We start from the raw sequence: 21,725 nt of genomic DNA, 5'->3' as shown, positions 1-21,725 counted from the left end.
TGAAAACCATGGCAACCGGCACGGCATCGCGCATGTTCGGCCAGACCAGGCTCCTGGCCGGCCTCGCCGCCGTGCTGGCGGCGTTCGCGCCGGCCCTTGCGCTGGCCGACATGCTGCCGGTGCCGGCGGCGACCATCCGCCCGGGCGACGTCATCACCGAGAGCATGCTGACCGAACGGGCCTTCCCGCCCGGCTACACGGCGCGCTTCGCCACGGTGGAAGACGCCCGGCAGGTGATCGGCAAGAGCGCCCGGCGCGTGCTCCTGCCAGGCAATCCGATCCCCTACAACGCGGTGAGCGAGCCCGAGATCGTCAAGCGCGGCGTTGCCGCGCGTCTCGTCTTCGAGGCGGAGGGGCTCGTCATCACCGCGCTCGCGACGCCGCTGCAGTCGGCAGGCGCCGGCGAGTTCATTCGCGTGCGCAACGTCGACAGCGGGCTCATCGTCTCGGGCATCGTGCAGCCGGACGGGTCGATCCGGGTGGGCATGCCATGAAGCGGCTCGTGCTCGCCATCGCGGCCTGTCTCGCCGGTGCGCTGACCCTTGCCGGGCCGGCGCCGGCCGCGACGCGCATCAAGGACATCGCCAGCATCCAGGGCGTGCGCGACAATCAGCTCATCGGCTACGGCCTCGTCATGGGCCTGTCCGGCACGGGCGACACCTTGCGCAACTCGCCCTTCACCGAGCAGTCGCTGCAGTCGATGCTCGACTACATGGGCGTCAACGTGCGCGGCAGCAACCTGCGCACGCGCAACGTCGCGGCGGTGATGGTGACGGCCAACATCCCGGCTTTCGCCGGTGTCGGCTCGCGCATCGACGTCACCGTGTCCTCCATGGGCGATGCGACGTCGCTGCGCGGCGGCACGCTGCTCGTGACGCCGCTGACGGGTGGCGACGCCCAGGTCTATGCCGTCGCCCAGGGGCCGATCGCCGTGTCCGGCTTCTCCGCCCAGGGCGAGGCGGAGACGCTGACCCAGGGCGTGCCGACGGCCGGGCGCATCCCGAACGGCGCGCTCGTCGAGCGGACGGTGCCCGGCGGGCTGCGCGACATCGGGCGGCTCGTGCTCGAGCTGCACAATCCGGATTTCCGGACGGCGGCGAGCATCGCCGACGCGATCAACGCCTATTCCATGCGCCGCTTCGGCCGCCGTGTCGCCGGCGAGCGCGATTTCCGCAGCGTCGTCCTGGAGCGGCCGGCCAACATCAACCCGGCGCGCTTCATCGCCGAGATCGGCGAGCTGCGGGTGGCGCCGGATACGCCGGCGCGCGTCGTCATCGACCAGCGCACGGGGACCGTCGTCATCGGGGCCGACGTGCAGATCTCGACCGTCGCCGTCACCCACGGCAACCTGACGGTCCGGGTCACGGAAACGCCCATGGTCTCGCAGCCGGAGCCGTTCGCGGAGGGGGCGACGGTGGTCGTGCCGCGCACCGAGATCCAGGCGCGCGAGCAGACGGGACGCGTCGGCATCATCGAGGGATCCAACCTGCAGACGCTGGTGCGCGGCCTCAACCAGGTCGGCCTGAAGCCGAGCGACATCATCTCCATCCTGCAGGCCATCAAGACGTCGGGCGCCCTGCAGGCCGACCTCGTCGTGCAGTGAGGCCCGCGTGCGGCGCGAAGGGACAGGCGGAAAGAGGATGCGGGAAGACATGGTCAACCCGTGCGGCAGGGCAGAAAGGTCGCTGATCATGCGCATGTTCGCCACGATCACCGTTGCGGTTGCGATTGCCGGCTTCGGCGGTGGAGCCGCGGCCCAGGATGCGGTGCAGACGGCGCGTGCCCAGGCCGAGGCAGCCCGTGCCAATCCCTATTGCGCCAATGTGGCGGACGCGGCGGCGGACGCCCGCTTCGCCTGGCAGATGCAGACGCTCTCCTCGCTCGAGAAGGACATCGAGCAGCGCATCGTCCAGCTGGAGAAGAAGCGCGCCGAATACGAGGAATGGCTGCGCCGGCGCAACGAATTCCTGAAGCAGGCGGACGAGGGGCTCGTCGCCATCTTCAGCCGCATGCGGCCGGACGCCGCCGCCCAGCAACTCGCCAGCCTCAAGGACGAAAAGGCGGCCGCCATCATCGCCAGGCTCAACCCGCGCATCTCCAGCGCCATCCTCAACGAGATGGAGCCGGGGCGTGCCGCCCAGCTCACGGGCACGCTCATCGACAGCGCACCGCGCGAGCGGGCGGCGGAGAAATCGTGATGAAGACGACCGTTTGCGGCACTTTCGCCGTTCTCCTCGCGCTCTTCGCCGGCGGCTGCGCCGTCAAGGTGGACGAGATCGGGCGCGAGCCCAACATGACGCCGGTGGGCTACGGCCTCAACGTGCAGCGCGAGCCGCTGCCGACGACGGCCTATGCCGCCTACAAGCGGCCGGGCAGCTATCATTCGCTGTGGTCCGGCCGCACGCGCGACCTCTTCGCCGACCCGCGCGCGCGCCAGGTCGGCGATGTCATCACCGTCACCATCCTGATGGACGACAAGGCCCAGTTCGACAACGAGAGCGACCGCTCGCGCAACTCGAACGTCAACTTCGGCCTCGACCTCGGCTACGGCAACAGCACCACGAGCGACTCGATCTTCGGCAATCTCGCCATCAATTCGCGCTCGAACACCAAGGGCAAGGGCCAGATCGACCGCTCCGAAAAGCTGCGGCTCACGGTGGCCGCGGTGGTGACGGAGGTGCTGCCGAACGGCAACCTGCTCATCAGCGGCTCGCAGGAGGTGCGCGTCAACTACGAGCTGCGCGTCCTCAACATCGCCGGCATCGTGCGGCCGTCCGACATCTCGCGTCACAACACCATCGCCTACGACAAGATCGCCGAGGCGCGGGTCGCCTATGGCGGGCGCGGGCGCAGCATGGAGGTGCAGCAGCCGGCGCTGGGGCACCAGATCTACGATCTCATCGTGCCGTTCTGACGCGGCAGGCAGGCGAGAGGCAGGCACATGGCGCGGGCGCCGTTGATGAAGAAGCGGAAGAAGGAGGGGGGCGGCGGCGAGCGCTGGTTCCCCGCGCTCGTCATGCTGACGCTGATCGCGCTCGGCGTCGGCAGCCTGTCGGGCATCCACCTCGCCAATACCGTCAAGCGCCTCGCCAATGCGGAGAAGGAAGCGGCGCAGAGCGCGTCGCGGCCCCTCAAATATTCCGGCAACACCGTCATCAAGACGCTCGAGCCGGTGGTGGCGAACCTCTCCGAGCCGGCCGACGTGTGGGTGCGCCTCGAGACCTCCATCATCTTCGACAACGGCACCATCGAGAATCCGGACGTCATGAGCGGCGAGATCCGCCAGGACATGATGGCCTATGTGAAGACGCTGACACTGGCCCAGATCGAGGGGCCGAGCGGTCTGCAGCACCTGCGCGAAGACCTCAACGAGCGGGCCCGGGTGCGCGCCGACGGGCGCGTGCGCGAGCTGCTCATCGAGACGATGATCGTGCAGTGAAGGGTACCCGGTCCATGAAGTTGCGTTGTCGACCGCTCCTCGCCGCAGGGCTCGCCCTGCCGATCGTCGCCCTGATGGCGGGTGCCGCCTTCGCCCAGGCCAACAACCAGCTGCCGGACCTCGGCCAGCTCCTGCCGGGCGGCGAGGGCGCGATGACCGGCCGCATCGTGCAGATGATCGTGCTGCTCACGGTGCTGTCGCTGGCGCCGGGGCTGCTCATCATGGTGACGAGCTTCACCCGCTTCGTCATCGCCCTGTCGTTCCTGCGCTCGGGCCTCGGCCTGCAGAGCACGCCGGCGAATATCGTGATGATCTCGCTCGCGCTGTTCATGACCTTCTACGTCATGGCGCCGACCTTCGACAAAGCCTGGGAGGAGGGCCTCAAGCCCCTCACCGAGAACCAGATCTCGCACGAGGAGGCCTACCAGAAGGTCTCGGCGCCCTTCCGCGAGTTCATGCTGCGTCACGTGCGCGAGAAGGACCTGCAGCTCTTCGACGACCTCGCCGCCGGCTCCTTCGCGCCGCGCGCCGAGGGCGAGGCGATCGACCTGCGCATCGTCATCCCGGCCTTCATGATCTCGGAGCTGCGCCGCGGCTTCGAGATGGGCTTCCTCATCCTCCTGCCCTTCCTCGTCATCGACATGATCGTCGCGACGCTCGTCATGTCCATGGGCATGATGATGATGCCGCCGACGGTGATCGCCCTGCCGTTCAAGGTGCTGTTCTTCATCCTCATCGACGGCTGGAACATGCTCATCGGCGGGCTGGTGCGGTCCTTCTTCTGACCCCCTCCCGCCGCTCGCCGATAGTTGATCGGCCGGGCGTTGACCGGCTGCCGTGCCCTCCCTACCGTTTGCGGCCATCGTAACCGGTGGGAGGGGAGTGCACCATGGGCCCGCAGCTGTCTGCCGGATCCTTAGCGCGTATCCTGATGGTGCGCGTCCTCACGGCATCGATGCTCGCCCTCCCGGTCCTGTCCGGCGCCGCAGCCCATCACGGCTGGTCATGGGCGGATGCGGACCAGATCGAGCTCAAGGGCACGATCCGCGACATCTATATCGGCCCGCCGCACCCGACGCTCGACGTGGAGACGGCCTCCGACGGCGTGTGGCGCGTCGAGCTCGGCAACCCGCGCCAGACGGAGCGGGCGGGCTTCGTCGAAGGCTCGGCCAAGGTCGGGGACGAGATCGTCGCCATCGGCAACCGGTCGCAGGATGCGGGCGAGAAGCGGATGAAGGCCGTGCGCATCACCGTGGGCGGCAAGACCTACGACATCTATCCCGAACGCATCAGGACCAATTGAGCGACCTCTTCAGCGAGGCGCTGCAGGCGCTCGCCGCCTGGCCGGGCGCGGTGCTGCTGCGGCGCTCGAGCCTCGCCTATCTCCTCGTCAATGCGGCGCATATCACCGCGATCGGGCTCATCATCGGCGCCATCGTGCCGCTCGATCTGCGGCTGCTCGGCCTCTTCAGGCGCCATCCGCTCGCGGTGCTGGCGCCCTTCCTGGCGCGTATCGCGGCGGCCGGCGTCGCGCTCGCCGTGCTGACCGGCATGCTCCTGTTCTCGGTGCGGCCGGCGGAATATGTCGCGAACCCGGCCTTCCTGACGAAGCTCGGCCTCGTCGCCATCGGCATCGCCAACGCGCTGCTGCTGCGCCGCCGGAGCTCCTGGCAGGCGGCCGCGGCGGGCGGGCCGGTTCATGCCGGCGTGCGGCTCGCGGCGGCGCTGTCGCTCGTCACCTGGATCGGCGCTGTCGTCGCGGGGCGGTGGATCGGGTTTCTGTGAAACGAGCCTGCCGGCTTACTTCAGCAGGGGGCGGTCCATGCTGTGCGGGCGCGGCTGGGCGCCGTTGCCGCCTTCGCGGGTGTAGACGTAGTAGAGCACCTGCGCGACGGCCTTGAAGAACTCGGGCGGGATCATGCGGTCGACTTCCGCGGCGTCGTAGAGGGCGCGGGCGAGCGGCTTGTCCTCGATGATCGGGATGTCGTGCTGGGTCGCGATCTCGCGGATCCTGAGGGCGATGAGGTCCTGGCCCTTGGCGACGACGAGGGGCGCGCCACCTTCCTCGCGCACGTAGCGCAGGGCGACGGCGAAATGGGTCGGGTTGGTGATGACCACGGTCGCCATCGGCACCGAGGCCATCATGCGCTTGCGTGACTGGTCGAGCGCCATGGAGCGCATGCGCGACTTGATGAGCGGATCACCCTCGGCCTGCTTGAACTCGTCCTTCACCTCCTGGCGCGTCATGCGCAGCTCGCGGTGCCAGCGCAGGCGTGCCCACACGAGATCGGCGGCGACGAGCAGGATGGTGGCGACGCAGACGGCCGAGACGAGCCGGAGAGCTATGGTCAGCAGGGTTTCCGGCAGGAGGCTCGGATCGGTGAACATGGCATTTATCGCCCGTGATTGCTCCGAGCCCAGCAGGATGACGCACGCCAGGCCGACGACTGTGAACTTGAACAAGGATTTGAAAAATTCAACAAATCCCTGCTTGCCGAAGATGCGTTTGAAGCCGGCCTTCGGCGAAATGCGCTGCCATTTGGGCTGGATGCGCTCGCCAACGACGCGCGGGGCGTTCTGGAAGAGGGACGCGCAGGTGCCCGCGATGGCGATGACGACGATGATGGGCAGGACGAACTGGCCCGCGTCCCAGACGACGGCCTGCATCAGAACGGATGCGTCGTGGCCAGTCGCCAGCGAGAACCCGCCGGGCGTGTCGACGAGGCGCGTCAGCCGCTCGCTGAGCCGAGCCCCGTTGTCCCGCGTCAGGAAGGAGAAGGCGATCAGGATCGCGCCGAGCGAGGCGAAGATCGACGTCTCGCGCGAATAGGGCACATTGCCCTTGTCGAGCGCGTCGCGGACCTTCTTCTCGGTCGGCTCTTCGGTCTTGCTGTCCTGATCGGGCTGCTCGGCCATGGCGCGCGCCTGGCGGCACCCTCACTCGCTCCGCCGGCCGGAACCGTCCGGCCGTGCTCCCCCGCCCGCGGCGCCCGCGTGGCCGGCTCAGCGAATGAAGGCGTCGTCGTCTCCTTCGGGGTTGAGGTCGATCTCGCCCCGCCCGGCGAGCTCGAGCGCCAGGTCCGTGATGGAGCGCCGCGCTTCGAGAACGTCGCGCTGGGCGGCCGGCTCGCGGCCGTTGAGCTCGTGCTCCACCATGCGGCGCACGCGCGAGGCGAGCGCGGACAGGATGATCTCCCGGAAGGACTGGTCCGTGCCCTTGAGCGCCAGCACGATCCTGTCGTTGGGGATCTGGTCGAACAGCAGCGTGCGCGCCGCCGGCGTGAGGTTGACGATGTCGTCGAAGGTGAACAGCAGGCCCTTGAGGATCTCCGCCGACTTCGGCCGCGTGGCGCTGAGCGAGTTCAGCACGTCCTCCATATGGTCGCGCTCCATCTTGTTGATGATGTCGGCCATCTTGGCGTGCGTGTCCGCGCCCGCGTTGCGCGAGAAGTTCAGCATGAAGTCTTCGTGGATGGTGCGCTCGATGATGCGCATCGTCTCGTCGACGATGGGCTTGAAGGTCAGCATGCGGCGCATGATGTCGTTGCGCATGTCCTGCGGCAGCTGGCCCATGGCCTTGGCTGCGCAGGCGGGCTTGACCTTGGAGAGGATGAGCGCCGCCGTCTGCGGGTGTTCCTTGAGGAGGTAGCTCGCGAGCACGTTCTCGGAGACGTTCGAGATGCGGTCCCAGATCGAGCGGTTGGAGTTGCCCATCAGGCCCGACATGATCTCGGCGATCTGCTCGGGCGGCAGGACGCCCTGCAGCAGTTTCTCCACCTCGCTCGCCGTGCCGAAGAGGTTCTTGCCGGTGGCGAACTGAGCGGCGAATTCCTCGACCAGGGCCTCGATCTGCGGCGCAGGAATGGGGCCGAGCTCGGCCGCCGTGCGCGTGATCTCCTTGATCTCCTCGGACGTGAAATGCGTGAGCAGCCGGCCGGCGGTCGGCTTCTCCATGGCGAGCAGCAGCGCCGCCACCTTCTCGATGCCGCGCGTCAGCGTCCCGCGCGGCACGATCGGTTGCGGTGCCGCCTTCGAGGGGATTGCCGTCGCCGCCATCAGCTGCCGAGCTCGGATCCGGGCGGGCCGACGATCTCGGTCAGCGACACGCCGAAGCGGGAATTGTCGTCTTCGACCACGACCACCTCGCCGCGGGCGATGACACGGCCGTTGACGACGACGTCGACCGGCTCGCCGACCCGGTGGTCGAGCGGCACGATAGCGCCGCGGCCGAGCTTCATGAGGTTCGCGACCGGCATCGTCGCCGAGCCGAGGACCACCTGCATGACGACCGGGATGCGCAGGATGGTGTCGAGGTTGCGCGGGCCGCCGAGCGGCTCGTCCTTGCCCGTCGCCTTGCGCGGCTCGGTGCCCTGGGCGAACAGGGCCTCGTCGTGGGAGGCGGGCTCGCCGAGCCCGTCAAAGTCGTCGTCCGACTTCTGGTTCATTCGATCACTTCCTCGTCTCGAGCCGTTTCAGGGCGTCACGCCGTCGTGTCGTCGCCGACGAGCCGCAGGGCGACGCGCCCGCTGCCGGCCTGGTGCTGGGCGGCCTTCTCCAGGCTCGCCAGGGTGTCGCGCGCCGTGGCGATGCCTGCGTCGAGGCTGGCGAGCGTCTTGCGGGCATCGTCGATGCGCAGGGCGAGCTCGACAAGCGTCTTCTGGCCGTCGGCGGTGAAGCTGCCCATGGAATTGCCGGCAGCCTTCAGCGCGTCCGCCGTCTCGTCGAGCGTGCGCTTGTAGTCGTAATGATTGCGGTCGAAATGGCGCAGCTTGAGGTACGTTGCCAGCACGCAGACGCTCGTCAGGGCGAGCGCCGCGAGAAGGACGTAGTCAACGAGAGAGGACGTCATCGATAAACTCCTGCTCCTGATCGATGTAATCCTCCACGCGCAGCATGTAGGACCCGTCGGATTGACCGAGGCGGCACCAGAAGAGCGGCTGGTCGTTGCCTTCGAGCTTGACCCGGCTGCGCGGCGTCGCCTGCAGTTCGATGACCTGCCCGATCTTGAGATCGGCGATGTCGCCGAGCGCCATCTCCCGCTCCTCGAGCACGGCCCGGAGCTTGACCTCGGTGCGGCTCACCTCGCTGCGGATCTGCTCCGTCCAGCGCGGATCGCGCGTGGAATTGTCGCCGGAGAGCACGCGCGCCAGCGTCTGGCGCATGGGGTTCAGGGCCGACTGCGGGATGATGACGAACATCTCGCCGCCGCGGTTGAGGGCCTGCAGCAGGAACTTGGAGACGACGGCGAGGTTGTTGCGCCGGCCGATCACCGCGAAGTCCATGCGCGTCTCGAGGCGCTCGAACTTGAAGCGCGCGTCCGACACCATCGAGAACGAGGCCTGCAGCGCCTTGCCCACCTGCTCGAAGATGGCCATGGAGATGCGCATCTCGATATTGGTGAAGCCGCGCTCGTCGTCGACGGGCGGCTCTGTGCCGTCGGCCCCGAGCAGCACCTCGACCATGGTGAAGACGAAGTCGCGGTCGAAGCCGACGAGGATCTCGCTGTCCCACTCCGGCACGTTGAACACGCCGGCGACGGCGTTCGCCTCGTAGATCTCGAGGATGTCGCTGACGCGGCCGCTCTCGATGGTCGAGAGCGAGAAATAGGACGGCGAGGCCGAGAGGTGACGCAGGTTGTCGGCGCAGTATGTGGCCATGCGATCGAAGATCACATGCAGCATCGGCAACCGGTCGAGCGACAGGCCCGCCGCGTCGAGAAGCCTGTCGCGAATGTCGTTGCTGACGGCCTGGCTCATGCTGTTGTCCATGGATCAGGCAGCCTCCGCGGCGGGCGCATCGTTGCGGCCGATGACGGTCTCGTTCTCCACCTCGTCGATGGTCGGCCGCTCGGGCGCGGAGATGGCCTTGCGGCCGTGCTCCAGGGCGATCTGCGGCAGGGCGCCGTTCATGTAGGCGAGCAGCGTCTGCTTGACGATGACGTAGATGCGGGCCTGCTTCTCGCGCGTCAGCTTGATCTTCTGCGCGAGCGGCGTGAGCACGGCATAGGACGTGAAGATGCCGATGAAGGTGCCGATGAGCGCGGCGCCGATGAGGCCGCCGAGGATGGCGGGCGACTGGTCGATGGCGCCCATGGCTTTGACGATGCCGAGCACCGCCGCCACGATGCCGAGCGCGGGCAGCGCCTCGGACACGACGGTGAGCGAATTGTAGGGCTTGAGCTTGTGCCGGCGCATGGTGACGAGCTCCTCGTCCATGAGGGACTCGATCTCGTGCGGACGGGCGTTGCCGATGATGAGCAGGCGCACGTAGTCGCAGACGAAGTTCGTCAGCTCCTGGTTCTTCAGCACGCGCGGGAAATTGTTGAAGATCGGCGAGTTGTGCGGATCGTCGATGTGCGCCTCGACCTCGTTGCGGGCCTTGCTGCGCAGCTCGCGAAGCAGGTTGAAGAGGAGGCCCAGGATGGCGAGATAGTCGTCGCGCTTGGGCACGTCGCCGACGATCGCTTCCTTGATCGCCTTGCCGGTGTCCTTCACGGTGGACATGGGGTTGGCGATGATGAAGATGCCGAGCGCGATGCCGCCGATGATGACGAATTCGAACGGCTGCCAGATGACGGACACCTTGCCGCCGAGCGCCATGAAACCGCCGAGCATCGAGCCGATGGCGATGATCAGGCCGATGAAGAAACTCAAGTCCGATCTCCTCCGCTTGCCGGCGTGGTGATTGCCAGTCCTCCCGCTGGGCGGTGATGGCCGTTTTCTATCGCGCGAGGCTTGCGCGGGGCTGAAAGGGCGTGGGGCAGGGACAGGTCAGGCTCGGGCAAGCTAGCGGGTCCAACCTCCTCGCAGGAGGCTGCCGCCATGATGTCGACCCTCGTCAGCTATCAGATGCTCACCAAGGACCTGTCGCGCTCGCTGGAGCGTACGGCGTCGGCGCCGCTGGTCTCGCGTGACAGCAAATATTATCTGGAGAACATCCAGAACGTGAAGTCGATCGACGACTTCCTCGGCGATCATCGGCTCTATTCGTTCGCCATGAAGGCTTTCGGCCTGGAAGACATGATCTATGCCAAGGCCTATATGCGCAAGGTGCTGACGGAAGGCGTGGACGACAGCAAGAGCTTCGCCAACAGGCTGGCCGACAAGCGCTTCGTTGAATTCACCAAGACCTTCAACTTCGCGCGCTACGGCGCGACGACGACGGTCTTCTCCTCGACCCGCGAGGGCACCGTCGAGCGCTACGTCCGCCAGCAGCTCGAGGAGGATGCGGGGGCGCAGAACGAGGGCGTCCGCCTCGCGCTCTACTTCGCGCGCAAGGCGCCGGAGCTGAAGTCCGTTTACGGCATCCTGGCCGACAGGGCGCTGCTCGCAGTGGTCCAGACCGCGCTCGGCATTCCTCAAGAGGCGGCGGCGGCCGACATCGAGGTCCAGGCCAAGATGATCGAGGCCAAGATCAACTTCGAGGATTTCAAGGATCCCGAGAAGCTCGACAAGTTCCTGCAGCGGTATGCGGCGGTCTACGACGCCGTCAATACGCCGCTCACCGTCTCGGCACCGGTGCTCACGCTGTTCGGCAACAGCGGGCAGACGGCGGGGATGGGGGTCGACCTGCTCATGAGCCTGCAGAAGATCAAGACGGGACTGTAAGATGCAAGCTGCGCTCTATGTCGGGCTTTCGGCGCAGGTCGCGCTGGAGCGTCGGCTGAACACCATCGCCCAGAACGTTGCCAACATGTCGACGGCCGGCTACCGAGCCGACGAGGTGAAGTTCGAGACCGTCCTGTCGCGCACGGCGCGGGACTCCGTCGCCTTCGCCACGAGCGGCGAGAACTTCATCTCCCGCCGGGCCGGCGGCATCACCAAGACGGACAATCCGCTCGATCTCGCCATCGACGGGGAGGCGTGGTTCGCCATCACGACGCCGGCCGGCATCGTGCACAGCCGCGACGGGCGCCTGCAGATAGGCAACGACGGCATGCTGCGGACCGTGACCGGCTATCCGGTGCTCGATGTCGCCGGCGCGCCGATCATGATCGAGGCCGATGCCGGCCCGCCGACCATTGGCCGCGACGGCACGCTGAGCCAGAACGGGCAGCAGATCGGCGCGATCGGCCTCTTCACCATCGCGCCGGGCGCCGATCTCGAGCGCTTCGAGGCGTCGGGCATTATCGCGCGGACGGGCGTCGCGCCGGTCCAGGATTTCGTCGCTCATGGCGTCGTGCAGGGCTATGTCGAGGAATCGAACGTCAATCCCATCATGGAGATGACGAAGCTCATCGCCGTCTCGCGCGCCTTCGACAATGCCTCGACGGCGGTGAATGACGGCGAATCCTCGCTGCGCGAGGCGATCCGCAGCCTCGGCCCGTCGACCTGAGCCGGCCATGGACACGCTCGAGCGACTGGCCGCCGTCGTCACGGCCGGGGCACAGGAACTGCCGAGCGTGCGCATTGGCGGCGTGGTGCGGGAGGTAACGCCCACCTACTACCGCGTCGCCGGTCTCTCCCGCTTTCTCAAGCTCGGCGATCGCGTCGCATTGTGTGCTAACGGGCGCGAGCACGCCGGCGAAGTCGTGCGCATCGACGACGGCGGCGCGACCGTGAAGCCGTTCGACGGCTATGTCGATATCGGCATCGGCGCGCGCGCCTATCGCCTCGGCACCATGGCCCTGCGCCCGCACGAGAGCTGGAAGGGGCGCGTGATCAACGCCCTCGGCAAGGCGGTGGACGGGCTCGGGCCGCTCGGCGCCGGCGAGCGCGCCATGCCGGCCGATGCGCCGCCGCCCTCGGCGATGACGCGCGGGCGCGTGACGAAGCCGCTGCGCACCGGGGTGCGCGTCATCGACCTCTTCCTGCCCATCTGCGAGGGCCAGCGCATCGGCATCTTCGCCGGTTCCGGCGTCGGCAAGTCGACGCTCCTGTCCATGCTGGCCCGTGCCAGCGGCTTCGACACGGTGGTCGTCGCCCTCGTCGGCGAGCGCGGCCGCGAGGTGCGCGAATTCCTGGAGGGGCCGCTCGCCGCGAGCCGGGAGCGGGCGATCACCGTCGTCTCGACGGGCGACGAGAGCCCGATGATGCGGCGCCTTGCGCCGCGCACGGCCCTCAGCATCGCCGAATATTTCCGCGATCGGGGCGAATCCGTCCTGCTCATCGTCGATTCCGTCACCCGCTTCGCCCATGCGGCGCGCGACGTCGCGCTCTCGGCCGGCGAGCCTGCCGTCGCGCGCGGCTATGCGCCGAGCGTCTTCAGCGACCTGCCGAAGCTCCTGGAGCGAGCCGGTCCGGGCGAGGAGGGCAGCGGCACCATCACGGGCGTCTTCTCCGTGCTCGTCGACGGCGACGACCACAACGACCCGGTGGCCGACAACATCCGCGGCACGCTCGACGGCCATATCGTGCTCGACCGCGCGATCGCCGACCAGGGCCGCTATCCGGCGGTCAACGTGCTCGCCTCCATCTCGCGCCTCGCCGACCAGATCTGGTCGGGGGACCAGAAGGAGCTGGCGCTGCGCCTCAAGGGCATGATCGCCCGCTTCGAGGACACGCGCGACCTGCGCCTGATGGGCGGCTACCAGACCGGTTCGGACGCGGCGCTCGACCAGGCGGTGACCCTGGTGCCGCGCATCTACGACGCCCTGCGGCAGGACCCCGGCATGCCGCCGAGCGTCGACGCATTCGGCGAGCTTGCGCAGGTTCTGCGCCAGTAGCGCCGGACGGCTGCCGGCAAGCGGCAGCTTCACGCAAGCTTTTGCCCGTTTACTGGGGGCAACCACGGATAGCGAGGATAGGGTCCCATGAGCCTTTATGGTGTGCTGCGCACCGGCGTGTCCGGCATGAATGCCCAGTCGAACAAGCTTGGCACCGTTGCCGACAACATCGCCAACGCCAACACGGTCGGCTACAAGCGCGCCTCGGCGGAGTTCTCCTCGCTCGTGCTCTCCTCGGGCAAGGGCAGCTACAACTCGGGCAGCGTCGTCACCAACATCCGCTATTCCATCAGCCAGCAGGGGCCGCTGGTCTTCACGACGTCCTCTGCCGACCTTGCGGTGCAGGGCAACGGCTTCTTCGTGGTGTCGGACGAAGGCGGCACGCCCTATCTGACGCGCGCCGGCAGCTTCGTGCCCGACAGCGAGGGCAACCTCGTCAACACCGCCGGCTACTACCTGATGGGCTACCCGCTAACGAACGGCAACCCGAACGTCACGCTCAACAGCCTCGACGGTCTCGAGCGGGTCAATCTCGCCAACCTCGCCATGTCGGCCAACCCGACGACGCAGGGTTCGCTCGGCGGCAACCTTCCCATCGCCGCGGCATTGGGCGACACGTTCCAGTCCTCGCTCATCGTCTACGACAACGTCGGCAACAAGGTGCAGTTCAACGTCACCTTCGAGAAGATGACCGATTTCGATCCGCTCGCGCCGGCCAACCAGCAGTGGCAGGTCACCATCGACGGCGTCGAGCCCGCGGGCTGGACGGCCGGGCCGTTCGCGCTCGAGTTCGACACCTCCGGCCAGATCGTCGCCGGCGCGGCGCTGACGCCGATCAACATTCCCAACGGCCAGGCGATGACGCTCGACCTCTCGGGCATGCAGCAGCTCGCCTCCGAGTATGCGCCGCTCGACCCGATCGTGAACGGCAACGCGCCGAGCCAGGTCGACAAGGTGGAGTTCGGCAAGGACGGCACGGTCTACGCCGTCTACGAGGACGGCACGCGCATCGCCACCTACCGCATCCCGCTCGCCAACGTGCCGAGCCCGGACAAGCTGACGCCCGAGGCCGGCAACGTCTATTCGGCCAGCATCGAGTCCGGCAACGTGCAGGTCGGCTTCCCCGGCCAGGCGGGGCTCGGCTCCATCCTCTCCGGCGCGCTCGAGCAATCCAACGTCGACATGGGCGAGGAGCTGACGGCCATGATCGAGGCCCAGCGCAACTACACCGCCAATTCCAAGGTGTTCCAGACGGGTTCCGAGCTGCTCGACGTTCTCATGAACCTCAAGCGCTGACGGGACGTCCTACACAGCCTTGCCGGAGCCCTCGTCATGAGCCTTTCCGTCGCCCTCAACACGGCCCGCTCGTCCCTGCTGACGACCTCGACGCAGATCGCCGTGTCGGGAGCCAATACCAGCGGGGCGCTCGATCCGAGCTACTCGCGCAAGATCGCGATGTCCGTCACGGCCGGCGACGGCAGCGTGCGCATCGTCTCCATCGGCCGGGCGGCCGACACCTCCCTCTACTACCGCATGCTCGACGCCACCTCGCGCACGGCGGCGAGCCAGGCGCGGCTCGAGGGGCTCGACAAGCTGCACCAGACGGTGGGCGACACGGAAGATGCGCGCTCGCCCGCCGCTCGCCTCGGCAAGCTGCTCGACGCGCTCAACCAATATGCCAACGCGCCGCAGGACAAGGTCCTGGCAGGCCAGGTGCTGAGCCAGGCGAGCGGGCTCGTCACGACGCTGAACGAGGCGGCCAAGACCGTCACCACGACCCGCCAGGAGGCGGATGCCGAGATCGCCAAGTCGGTCTCGCGCGTCAACGACCTCCTGTCGCAGTTCGAGGAGCTCAACCGGGCGGTGGTGAAAGGCACGGCGACCGGCGCCGACGTCACCGACCTGCTCGACAAGCGCGACATGGTGCTCGCCCAGATCTCGGAGGAGATCGGGGTCAACGTCGTCACGCGCGAAAACAACGACATGGTGCTCTACACGGACGGCGGCGTGACGCTGTTCGAGACGAGCGCCCGCAAGGTCGAGTTCACGCCGACGCTGGTCTATGGCGCGACGACGGTTGGCAACCAGGTCGTCATCGACGGCGTGCCGGTCACCGGCAACACCACGATGCCGCTGCGCTCGGGCCGCATCGTCGGGCTGATGGAAGTGCGCGACGTGACGACCGTCGCCTACCAAAACCAGCTCGACGAGATCGCTCGCGCCGTCATCGACATCTTCGACACCGGCACGGCGGCGGGCGGGCTCTTCACCCAGGTCGGTCTGCCCGCGGGCGGCGGACTGCGCCCGGGCCTTGCGGCCGACATCCGCATCAACGCGGCCTACGACCCCGACCAGGGCGGCTCGCTCGACGAGTTGCGCGACGGCGACACCAACCCGACCGGAGAAGCGAGCTATTCGGCGCGTCTCTTCGAGCTCATCGACCGGTTCAATGCGACGCGTGGCTTCGACCCGGCCGCCGGCATCCAGACGAGCGGCTCGCTGGTCGATTTCTCCTCCTCCTCGGTCGGCTGGCTGGAGGCCCGGCGCTCGAGCGCGCAGACCGACGCCGCCTACCAGGAAACGGTGCTGGCCCGCGCCTCCGATGCGCTGTCGACCGCGACGGGCGTCAATCTCGACGACGAGCTCGCGCTGCAGCTCCAGCTCGAGCGCTCCTATTCGGCAGCCTCGCGTCTCATCGCGGTGATCGACGAGATGCTGCGCTCGCTCCTCGAGGCGGTGAGGTAAGCGCCATGAAGACGACGTTCATCTCCACTTATTCGCTGCTCAACTCGCCGCGCTCGTCGCTCGTGCGCATGCAGGCGGATGCGGCGCGCCACAACCAGGAGATCGCCACCGGCCGCCATGCCGATGTCGGCCTCACCCTCGGCGGCAGGACGAGCCAGGCCGTGTCGCTGCGGGCCGAGTACGACAACCTGACGGCGATGGTCGACGCCAACAGCCGCACCAAGACGCGGCTCGACGTGACGGTCGAGGCGCTCGGCAACATCCGCGCCATGGCCGACGAGTTCCAGGCCGAGCTCCTGTCGGTGCCGCATGCGCAGCGCGGCAGCGAGGTGATCCGCAATGCGGCGCGTGACAAGCTCGCCGCGCTGATCGGGAGCCTGAACTCGGCCGTCGACGGCCAGTTCCTCTTCGGCGGCACCAACAGCGGCGTCACGCCGGTCAACAACTATGCCGCCGGCTCGGCCAACAAGGCCGCCCTCGATGCGGCCTTCCTCGCCGAATTCGGCATGACGCAGGACGACCCGGCCGTCGCCAACATCCCGGCGGCGGACATGGCGACGTTCCTCGACAACGCCTTCTCCGATCTCTTCTTCGACGACGCCCAGTGGGCGGACTGGTCCAACGCCTCCGACAACGCCCAGCGCAGCCGCATCTCGCAGAGCGAGACGCTCACCTCCTCCGTCTCGGCCAACGACGCGGCCCTGCGCCAGCTCGCCGCCGCCTACACGATGGTCTTCGACCTCGGCAGCGACAAGCTCAACACTGAAGCGCTGCAGGTGGTGATCGACAAGGCGACGGAGCTGATGGGCGGCGCCATCGCGCAGATCATCGACATCGAGGCGCAGATGGGCGTGGCCCAGAACCGGATCGAGACCGCCAACACCAACATGGAGGCGCAGAAGAAGATCCTCGCCACCCGTGTCGGGAAGCTGGAGGATGTCGATCCGGCCGAGGCGAAGGTGCGGCTCGACGCGATCCTGACGCAGATCGAGATGTCCTATTCCCTGACGGTTCGCCTGCAGAGCCTCAGCCTGCTCAGATATCTGTAACCCTGTTAGTGAGGCGGACGGATGTATCGGCATTCCTATGCGGAAATCCTCGACGACGCGGCTTCGGAGGGCAGGGCGCGCGAGCGCATGGCCTTCGATCACGCCATCGAGCTGATGCAGGCGGCCGAAGCGAAGGGCGCCGATTCGCGCGAGGCCGTGGAGGCGATCTATTTCCTCAACCGGTTGTGGAACCTCCTCATCGAGGATCTGGCGAGCGAAGAAAACGGACTGCCGCAGGAGCTGCGCGCGAGCCTCATCTCCATCGGCCTGTGGGTTCTGCGCGAAGCGCAGCGCCTCCGGCAGGAGATGGCCGGCAGCTTCTCCGCCCTGATCGAGGTCAACTCCGCCATTCGGAACGGTCTTGCATGAAGCGTTCGATGCAACTGTCGCTGCGTGCCGGCGAGCGTATCTACATCAACGGCGCGGTGCTGAGGGTCGATCGCAAGGTCGCGATCGAGCTGCTCAACGACGCGACCTTCCTCATGGAGAACCACGTCCTGCAGATCGAGGACGCGACGACGCCGCTGAAGCGCCTCTACTTCGTGCTGCAGACGATGCTGATGGATCCGGCCACGGCGCAGGAAACGCTGAAGCTGTTCCGCCAGCTCTTCGATCTCGTCCCCTGCAGCTACAGCCAGGCGCCTGAAGCGCCCTTTCTCGAGACGCTCGAGAAGGTGCGAGGGCTTGCGGAAGAGGGGCGCCCCTTCGAGGCCATGCGCGTCCTGCGCGGTCTCTACTGCGACGAGCTGCCGCTCCTCGACGAGCACGAGCGGGAGGCCGAGGCGCCGCTCCTGCGCAAGCAGGCCGGCTAGGCGCAGGGCCAGACACCCGGGAGAAGACCCATGACCGTACCCTCGGTATCCAACGTGACGAACAACACGCCGACCAATCAGTCGGCGGGCACGTCGAAGACCTCGGTCGATTACGACACCTTCCTCAAGCTCCTCGTCGCCCAGCTGAAGAACCAGGATCCGACGGAGCCGATGGATTCGACGCAGTACATGGCGCAGCTCGCCACCTTCTCGCAGGTGGAGCAGAGCGTGATGATGAACAAGAAGCTCGATTCCCTCCTCGTCGCCAGCTCCCTGCAGCAGATCGACGGGATCATCGGGCGCACGCTGACGACGGCGGACGAGAGCATCTCCGGCACGGTCAAGTCGGTCTGGATCTACGACGAGGGTGCCGTCGCGGAGCTCGAGGACGGCACGCGCGTGCTGCTCGGCCCGGGCGTCAACATCAGCTGAGCCGATGAACGAGGCTGATGCGCTCGACATCGTCCAGATGGCCATCTGGACGATCATCATCGGGGCGGGGCCGGCCGTCGCCGCGGCGATGCTCGTCGGCGTCGGCATCGCGCTCATGCAGGCGCTCACCCAGGTCCAGGAGATGACGCTGACCTTCATTCCGAAGATCCTCGCCATCTTCGTGGTCATCGCGCTCACCGGCTCGTTCACCGGGGCGCAGATCTTCGCCTTTACCGAACAGGTCTACGGCCGCATCACCACTGGCTTCTGAGGCGGCGGGCCGACGCGGCAAACGAGGGAACAGGCGATGTCGGACGTGACGGCGGGGCAGGCGGCGGCAGGCGGGCGCAGGGGGCTCGATGTCGGCTTCGCCATCGGCATCATCGCCATCCTCACCATCCTCTTCCTGCCGGTTCCGACGTTCCTCATCGACATGGGCCTGGCCCTGTCGATCGCCTTTTCCGTGCTCATCCTCATGGTGGCCTTGTGGATCCACAAGCCGCTCGAATTTTCCGCCTTTCCGCAGGTGCTGCTCATCGCCACGATGCTGCGCCTCGCCCTGTCCATCGCCACGACGCGCCTCATCCTCGCCCACGGCGACCAGGGCGTCACGGCCGCCGGCTACATCATCAACGGCTTCTCGCAGTTCGTGATGAGCGGTGACTTCGTCATCGGCATCGTCGTCTTCCTCATCCTCATCACCGTCAACTTCCTCGTCATCACCAAGGGTGCGACGCGTATCGCGGAGGTGGGCGCCCGCTTCACCCTCGACGCCATCCCCGGCAAGCAGATGGCCATCGACGCGGACCTGTCGGCCGGCACCATCGACGAGAAGGAAGCGCAGCGGCGCCGGCGCGAGCTCGAGGAGGAGAGCGCCTTCTTCGGCTCCATGGACGGTGCCTCGAAGTTCGTGCGCGGCGAGGCGGTGGCGAGCCTCATCATCACCGCGGTCAACATCTTCGGCGGCATCATCATCGGCGTCACGCGGCACAACATGTCGCTGGCCCAGGCCGCCGACGTCTTCACCAAGCTGTCCGTCGGCGATGGCCTCGTCTCGCAGATCCCGGCGCTCATCGTCTCGCTGGCCGCCGGCCTCCTCGTCTCCAAGGGCGGCACGCGCGGCTCGGCCGAGCAGGCGGTGCTCGGCCAGCTCGGCACCTATCCCAAGGCGCTGTTCGTGGCGGCCGGCCTCATGTTCACGATGGCCGTCGTGCCGGGCCTGCCGTTCCTGCCCTTCGTCGCGCTCGGCGGCCTCATGGCCTTCGTCGGCTACGCCATCCCCCGCCGCATCGCCGAGCGGGAGGCTGCCGCCGCCGCCAAGGTCAAGGAGAAGGAAGAGCAGACCAAGCGCGAGGCGCAGGATTCGGTCAAGGAATCGCTCAAGACGGCCGAGATCGAGCTGTGCCTCGGCAAGCAGCTGTCGATGAAGCTGCTCAATGCCCACGGCGAGCTCGCCCACCGGGTCGGCAAGATGCGGCGCAAGTTCGCGCAGCAGTACGGCTTCGTGGTGCCCGACATCAAGCTGACCGACACGTTGTCGCTGCCCGGCAAGACCTACCAGGTCAAGATCCACGGCACGGTCGTCGCCACCCAGGAGATGCGCATCGGCGAGATGCTCGTCGTCACCGGTGACGGCCCGCAACCGGACGTGCCTGGCGAACTGACGCGCGAGCCGGCCTTCGGCATCAAGGCCATGTGGGTGGCGGAGACCTATTCGAACGAAGTGCGCCGGCAGGGCTTCACCACCGTCGACAACGTCTCGGTGCTCCTGACGCACCTCAGCGAGATCATCCGCAACAACCTCTCGCAGCTCCTGTCCTACAAGGACATGCGCGGGCTGCTCGATCGGCTCGACCCCGAGTACAAGCGCCTGATCGACGACATCTGCCCGGCGCAGATCTCCTATTCCGGCCTGCAGGCGGTGCTGAAGCTGCTCCTCGCCGAGGGCGTCTCCATCCGCAACCTGCACCTCATCCTCGAGGCCATCGCCGAGATCGTGCCGCATGCGCGCCGGTCCGAGCAGGTCGCTGAGCACGTGCGCATGCGCATCGCCCCGCAGATCTGCGGCGACCTCGCGGAGAACGGCGTGCTCAGCGTGCTGCGCCTCGGCAACCGCTGGGACCTTGCCTTCCACCAGAGCCTCAAGCGCGACGCCCGCGGCGACGTCGTCGAATTCGACATCGACCCGCGCCTCGTCGAGCAGTTCGGCAACGAGGCCTCGCAGGTCATCCGCCGGCACCTCAACGAGGGCGCCACCTTCGTCCTCGTCACCGCGCCCGACGCCCGGCCCTACGTGCGCATGATCGTCGAGCGGCTGTTCCCGACCCTGCCGGTGCTGTCGCACGTCGAGATCGCGCGGGGCATCGAGATCAAGTCGCTCGGAACCATCTCGTGAGCGCCCAGCTTTCGCAGTCGCTCCTCGCCGTCTTCCTGATCTTCTGCCGCATCGGCGGCTGCCTCATCGTCGCGCCCGGCTTTTCGAGCGCACGCGTGCCGACGCGCGTGCGCCTGTTCATCGCGCTCACCGTCTCGCTCGCGCTGACGCCGCTGCTGCTGGGGCCGGTCGGCGCGCGGGTGGGAGATGCGGCTCCGGCCGACATGCTGCGCCTGATCGCTTTCGAGACCTTCACCGGCTTCGTCATCGGCTTCATGGCGCGCCTGTTCTTCATGGCGCTCGAGACGCTGGCCGTCGCCATCGCCATGGCCATCGGCATCGGCGGCATGCTCGGCACGCCGGTCGATGACGGCGAGAGCCTGCCGTCGCTCGCGACGCTGATCACCCTGACGGCGGTCGCGCTCGTCTTCTTCGCCGATCTGCACTGGGAGCTGCTGCGCGGCCTCGTCGCGTCCTACCAGCGGCTGCCGCCGGGCGAGACCTTCGGCACGCGCCTGGCGCTGACGGAGGTCGTCGACAAGCTGACGGACGCCTTTCTCATCGCCCTGCGCATCAGCAGCCCCTTCATCATCTATTCGCTTGTCATCAACTTCGCCATCGGCGTCGCCAACAAACTGACGCCGCAATTGCCGATCTACTTCATCATGATGCCGCTCGTGATCGGGCTCGGACTGTTGATCTTCTACCTTCTCTTCCGTGAATACATGACCCTCTTCATGCTCGGCTTCGCCGAGTGGCTCCGGAACGGATAGCCCATGGACGCCCGCCGCAGACTGGACAAGATGCGCCGCCTCATGGACGTGCAGGAGCGGCTTTGCCGCATGGCCGAGGCCAAGCTCGTCGAAATCGAGCGCCAGCAGGCCGAGCTCTCCCGCGCGCAGACGGACATCCTGGCGAGCCTCAACGAAGGCGAGCCGCTGCACGGCCTGTTCGTGGAAACGATGGCCCGTCATCTCCACCGGCTCGCGGGCCACGCCGGGGAGCTGGAGGCGGCGCGGCAGACGCAGGCGCAGCAGGTGCTGCAGGAGGCGATGAAGCTCAAGCGCGTTGAGCGGCACGCGGCCAAGGTGGCGCGCTCCTCCCGTGAGGAGGAGGACAAGCGCAGCCTCGCCGAGATCCTCGACGCCCTGCAGGCGCGCGCGACGCAAGCCTGACATAAGCCAGCGCGGGCAAATTACCCCACGGCGCA

General features: G+C 67.4%; 27 protein-coding genes. 21 read left to right on the top strand and 6 right to left on the bottom strand.

Annotated features, from left to right (window positions below; genetic code table 11):
- Positions 1 to 8 precede the first annotated feature (8 nt).
- The 8 genes from flgA to AL346_RS04160 all read left to right on the top strand — a co-directional run bounded on the left by flgA (position 9) and on the right by AL346_RS04160 (position 5,224).
- The gene (gene flgA, locus AL346_RS04195) at positions 9 to 494 is read left to right on the top strand and encodes a flagellar basal body P-ring formation chaperone FlgA (RefSeq protein ID WP_040404804.1); all 486 of its coding nucleotides are present in this window, start codon (positions 9 to 11) and stop codon (positions 492 to 494) included.
- Positions 491 to 1,603, top strand: coding sequence for a flagellar basal body P-ring protein FlgI (gene flgI / locus AL346_RS04190; RefSeq protein ID WP_019402936.1), 1,113 nt, complete (start codon positions 491 to 493; stop codon positions 1,601 to 1,603). Before flgA ends, flgI begins: the two co-directional genes overlap by 4 nt.
- An 88-nt stretch (positions 1,604 to 1,691) precedes the next feature.
- Positions 1,692 to 2,198: a MotE family protein gene (locus AL346_RS04185; RefSeq protein WP_156332677.1), complete on the top strand. Its 507-nt coding sequence runs from the start codon at positions 1,692 to 1,694 to the stop codon at positions 2,196 to 2,198.
- Positions 2,198 to 2,914 (top strand): flagellar basal body L-ring protein FlgH, encoded by a 717-nt coding sequence (flgH, locus tag AL346_RS04180; RefSeq protein WP_019402934.1) that lies wholly within the window; start codon positions 2,198 to 2,200, stop codon positions 2,912 to 2,914. The genes AL346_RS04185 and flgH overlap by 1 nt, the downstream gene beginning before the upstream one ends.
- Before the next feature lie 45 nt (positions 2,915 to 2,959).
- Positions 2,960 to 3,439, top strand: a complete 480-nt coding sequence (locus AL346_RS04175; protein ID WP_019402933.1) for a flagellar basal body-associated FliL family protein — start codon at positions 2,960 to 2,962, stop codon at positions 3,437 to 3,439.
- 14 nt (positions 3,440 to 3,453) lie between these two features.
- Positions 3,454 to 4,224, top strand: a complete 771-nt coding sequence (gene fliP / locus AL346_RS04170) for a flagellar type III secretion system pore protein FliP (protein WP_019402932.1) — start codon at positions 3,454 to 3,456, stop codon at positions 4,222 to 4,224.
- Positions 4,225 to 4,370: 146 nt separating this feature from the next.
- A complete protein-coding gene (locus tag AL346_RS04165; RefSeq protein WP_019402931.1) occupies positions 4,371 to 4,742 on the top strand; it encodes a DUF6152 family protein in 372 nt (123 codons plus the stop codon).
- Positions 4,739 to 5,224 (top strand): hypothetical protein, encoded by a 486-nt coding sequence (locus AL346_RS04160; protein ID WP_019402930.1) that lies wholly within the window; start codon positions 4,739 to 4,741, stop codon positions 5,222 to 5,224. Before AL346_RS04165 ends, AL346_RS04160 begins: the two co-directional genes overlap by 4 nt.
- Positions 5,225 to 5,239: 15 nt before the next feature.
- On the opposite strand, the gene flhB is transcribed toward AL346_RS04160, so the two are convergent.
- The 6 genes from flhB to motA all read right to left on the bottom strand — a co-directional run bounded on the left by flhB (position 5,240) and on the right by motA (position 10,092).
- Positions 5,240 to 6,355, bottom strand: a complete 1,116-nt coding sequence (gene flhB / locus AL346_RS04155; protein ID WP_019402929.1) for a flagellar biosynthesis protein FlhB — start codon at positions 6,353 to 6,355, stop codon at positions 5,240 to 5,242.
- An 87-nt stretch (positions 6,356 to 6,442) separates the two neighbouring features.
- Positions 6,443 to 7,495, bottom strand: a complete 1,053-nt coding sequence (locus AL346_RS04150; RefSeq protein WP_019402928.1) for a flagellar motor switch protein FliG — start codon at positions 7,493 to 7,495, stop codon at positions 6,443 to 6,445.
- Positions 7,495 to 7,884, bottom strand: a complete 390-nt coding sequence (gene fliN, locus AL346_RS04145; protein WP_019402927.1) for a flagellar motor switch protein FliN — start codon at positions 7,882 to 7,884, stop codon at positions 7,495 to 7,497. Before fliN ends, AL346_RS04150 begins: the two co-directional genes overlap by 1 nt.
- Positions 7,885 to 7,919: 35 nt before the next feature.
- A complete protein-coding gene (locus AL346_RS04140) occupies positions 7,920 to 8,288 on the bottom strand; it encodes a hypothetical protein (RefSeq protein WP_019402926.1) in 369 nt (122 codons plus the stop codon).
- Entirely contained in the window at positions 8,269 to 9,207 is a 939-nt protein-coding gene (locus tag AL346_RS04135; RefSeq protein WP_019402925.1) for a flagellar motor switch protein FliM, read from the bottom strand. The genes AL346_RS04140 and AL346_RS04135 overlap by 20 nt, the downstream gene beginning before the upstream one ends.
- Positions 9,208 to 9,210: 3 nt before the next feature.
- Complete coding sequence (gene motA, locus AL346_RS04130; RefSeq protein ID WP_019402924.1) at positions 9,211 to 10,092, bottom strand: flagellar motor stator protein MotA; 882 nt, start codon at positions 10,090 to 10,092, stop codon at positions 9,211 to 9,213.
- 168 nt (positions 10,093 to 10,260) lie between these two features.
- Between motA and AL346_RS04125 the strand changes: the two genes are divergently transcribed.
- From AL346_RS04125 to AL346_RS04065, 13 genes are all read left to right on the top strand, one after another.
- Entirely contained in the window at positions 10,261 to 11,046 is a 786-nt protein-coding gene (locus AL346_RS04125) for a DUF1217 domain-containing protein (protein ID WP_019402923.1), read from the top strand.
- Position 11,047: 1 nt separating this feature from the next.
- Positions 11,048 to 11,773, top strand: a complete 726-nt coding sequence (gene flgF, locus AL346_RS04120) for a flagellar basal-body rod protein FlgF (protein ID WP_019402922.1) — start codon at positions 11,048 to 11,050, stop codon at positions 11,771 to 11,773.
- Positions 11,774 to 11,780: 7 nt separating this feature from the next.
- Entirely contained in the window at positions 11,781 to 13,103 is a 1,323-nt protein-coding gene (fliI, locus tag AL346_RS04115) for a flagellar protein export ATPase FliI (protein WP_019402921.1), read from the top strand.
- A gap of 87 nt (positions 13,104 to 13,190) precedes the next feature.
- Positions 13,191 to 14,399: a flagellar hook protein FlgE gene (locus tag AL346_RS04110; RefSeq protein WP_019402920.1), complete on the top strand. Its 1,209-nt coding sequence runs from the start codon at positions 13,191 to 13,193 to the stop codon at positions 14,397 to 14,399.
- A 36-nt stretch (positions 14,400 to 14,435) separates the two neighbouring features.
- Positions 14,436 to 15,848, top strand: coding sequence for a flagellar hook-associated protein FlgK (gene flgK, locus AL346_RS04105; protein ID WP_019402919.1), 1,413 nt, complete (start codon positions 14,436 to 14,438; stop codon positions 15,846 to 15,848).
- A gap of 5 nt (positions 15,849 to 15,853) precedes the next feature.
- Positions 15,854 to 16,897 (top strand): flagellar hook-associated family protein, encoded by a 1,044-nt coding sequence (locus AL346_RS04100; RefSeq protein WP_019402918.1) that lies wholly within the window; start codon positions 15,854 to 15,856, stop codon positions 16,895 to 16,897.
- A gap of 21 nt (positions 16,898 to 16,918) precedes the next feature.
- On the top strand, positions 16,919 to 17,266 hold the full coding sequence (gene flaF, locus AL346_RS04095) for a flagellar biosynthesis regulator FlaF (protein WP_019402917.1): 348 nt from the start codon (positions 16,919 to 16,921) through the stop codon (positions 17,264 to 17,266).
- Positions 17,263 to 17,709, top strand: coding sequence for a flagellar biosynthesis repressor FlbT (flbT, locus tag AL346_RS04090; RefSeq protein ID WP_026015264.1), 447 nt, complete (start codon positions 17,263 to 17,265; stop codon positions 17,707 to 17,709). The genes flaF and flbT overlap by 4 nt, the downstream gene beginning before the upstream one ends.
- A gap of 30 nt (positions 17,710 to 17,739) precedes the next feature.
- On the top strand, positions 17,740 to 18,141 hold the full coding sequence (flgD, locus tag AL346_RS04085; RefSeq protein WP_019402915.1) for a flagellar hook assembly protein FlgD: 402 nt from the start codon (positions 17,740 to 17,742) through the stop codon (positions 18,139 to 18,141).
- Positions 18,142 to 18,145: 4 nt separating this feature from the next.
- On the top strand, positions 18,146 to 18,412 hold the full coding sequence (locus tag AL346_RS04080; protein WP_019402914.1) for a flagellar biosynthetic protein FliQ: 267 nt from the start codon (positions 18,146 to 18,148) through the stop codon (positions 18,410 to 18,412).
- Positions 18,413 to 18,448: 36 nt separating this feature from the next.
- Positions 18,449 to 20,536, top strand: a complete 2,088-nt coding sequence (gene flhA, locus AL346_RS04075) for a flagellar biosynthesis protein FlhA (protein WP_053193292.1) — start codon at positions 18,449 to 18,451, stop codon at positions 20,534 to 20,536.
- Positions 20,533 to 21,288, top strand: coding sequence for a flagellar biosynthesis protein FliR (gene fliR / locus AL346_RS04070; protein WP_019402912.1), 756 nt, complete (start codon positions 20,533 to 20,535; stop codon positions 21,286 to 21,288). The genes flhA and fliR overlap by 4 nt, the downstream gene beginning before the upstream one ends.
- Positions 21,289 to 21,291: 3 nt before the next feature.
- On the top strand, positions 21,292 to 21,690 hold the full coding sequence (locus AL346_RS04065; protein ID WP_019402911.1) for a hypothetical protein: 399 nt from the start codon (positions 21,292 to 21,294) through the stop codon (positions 21,688 to 21,690).
- The last annotated feature ends 35 nt before the right edge of the window (positions 21,691 to 21,725 follow it).

The organism is Chelatococcus sp. CO-6 (assembly GCF_001271345.1).
GTDB lineage: Bacteria > Pseudomonadota > Alphaproteobacteria > Rhizobiales > Beijerinckiaceae > Chelatococcus_A > Chelatococcus_A caeni.
This window is presented reverse-complemented; position numbering and strand designations above follow the sequence as displayed.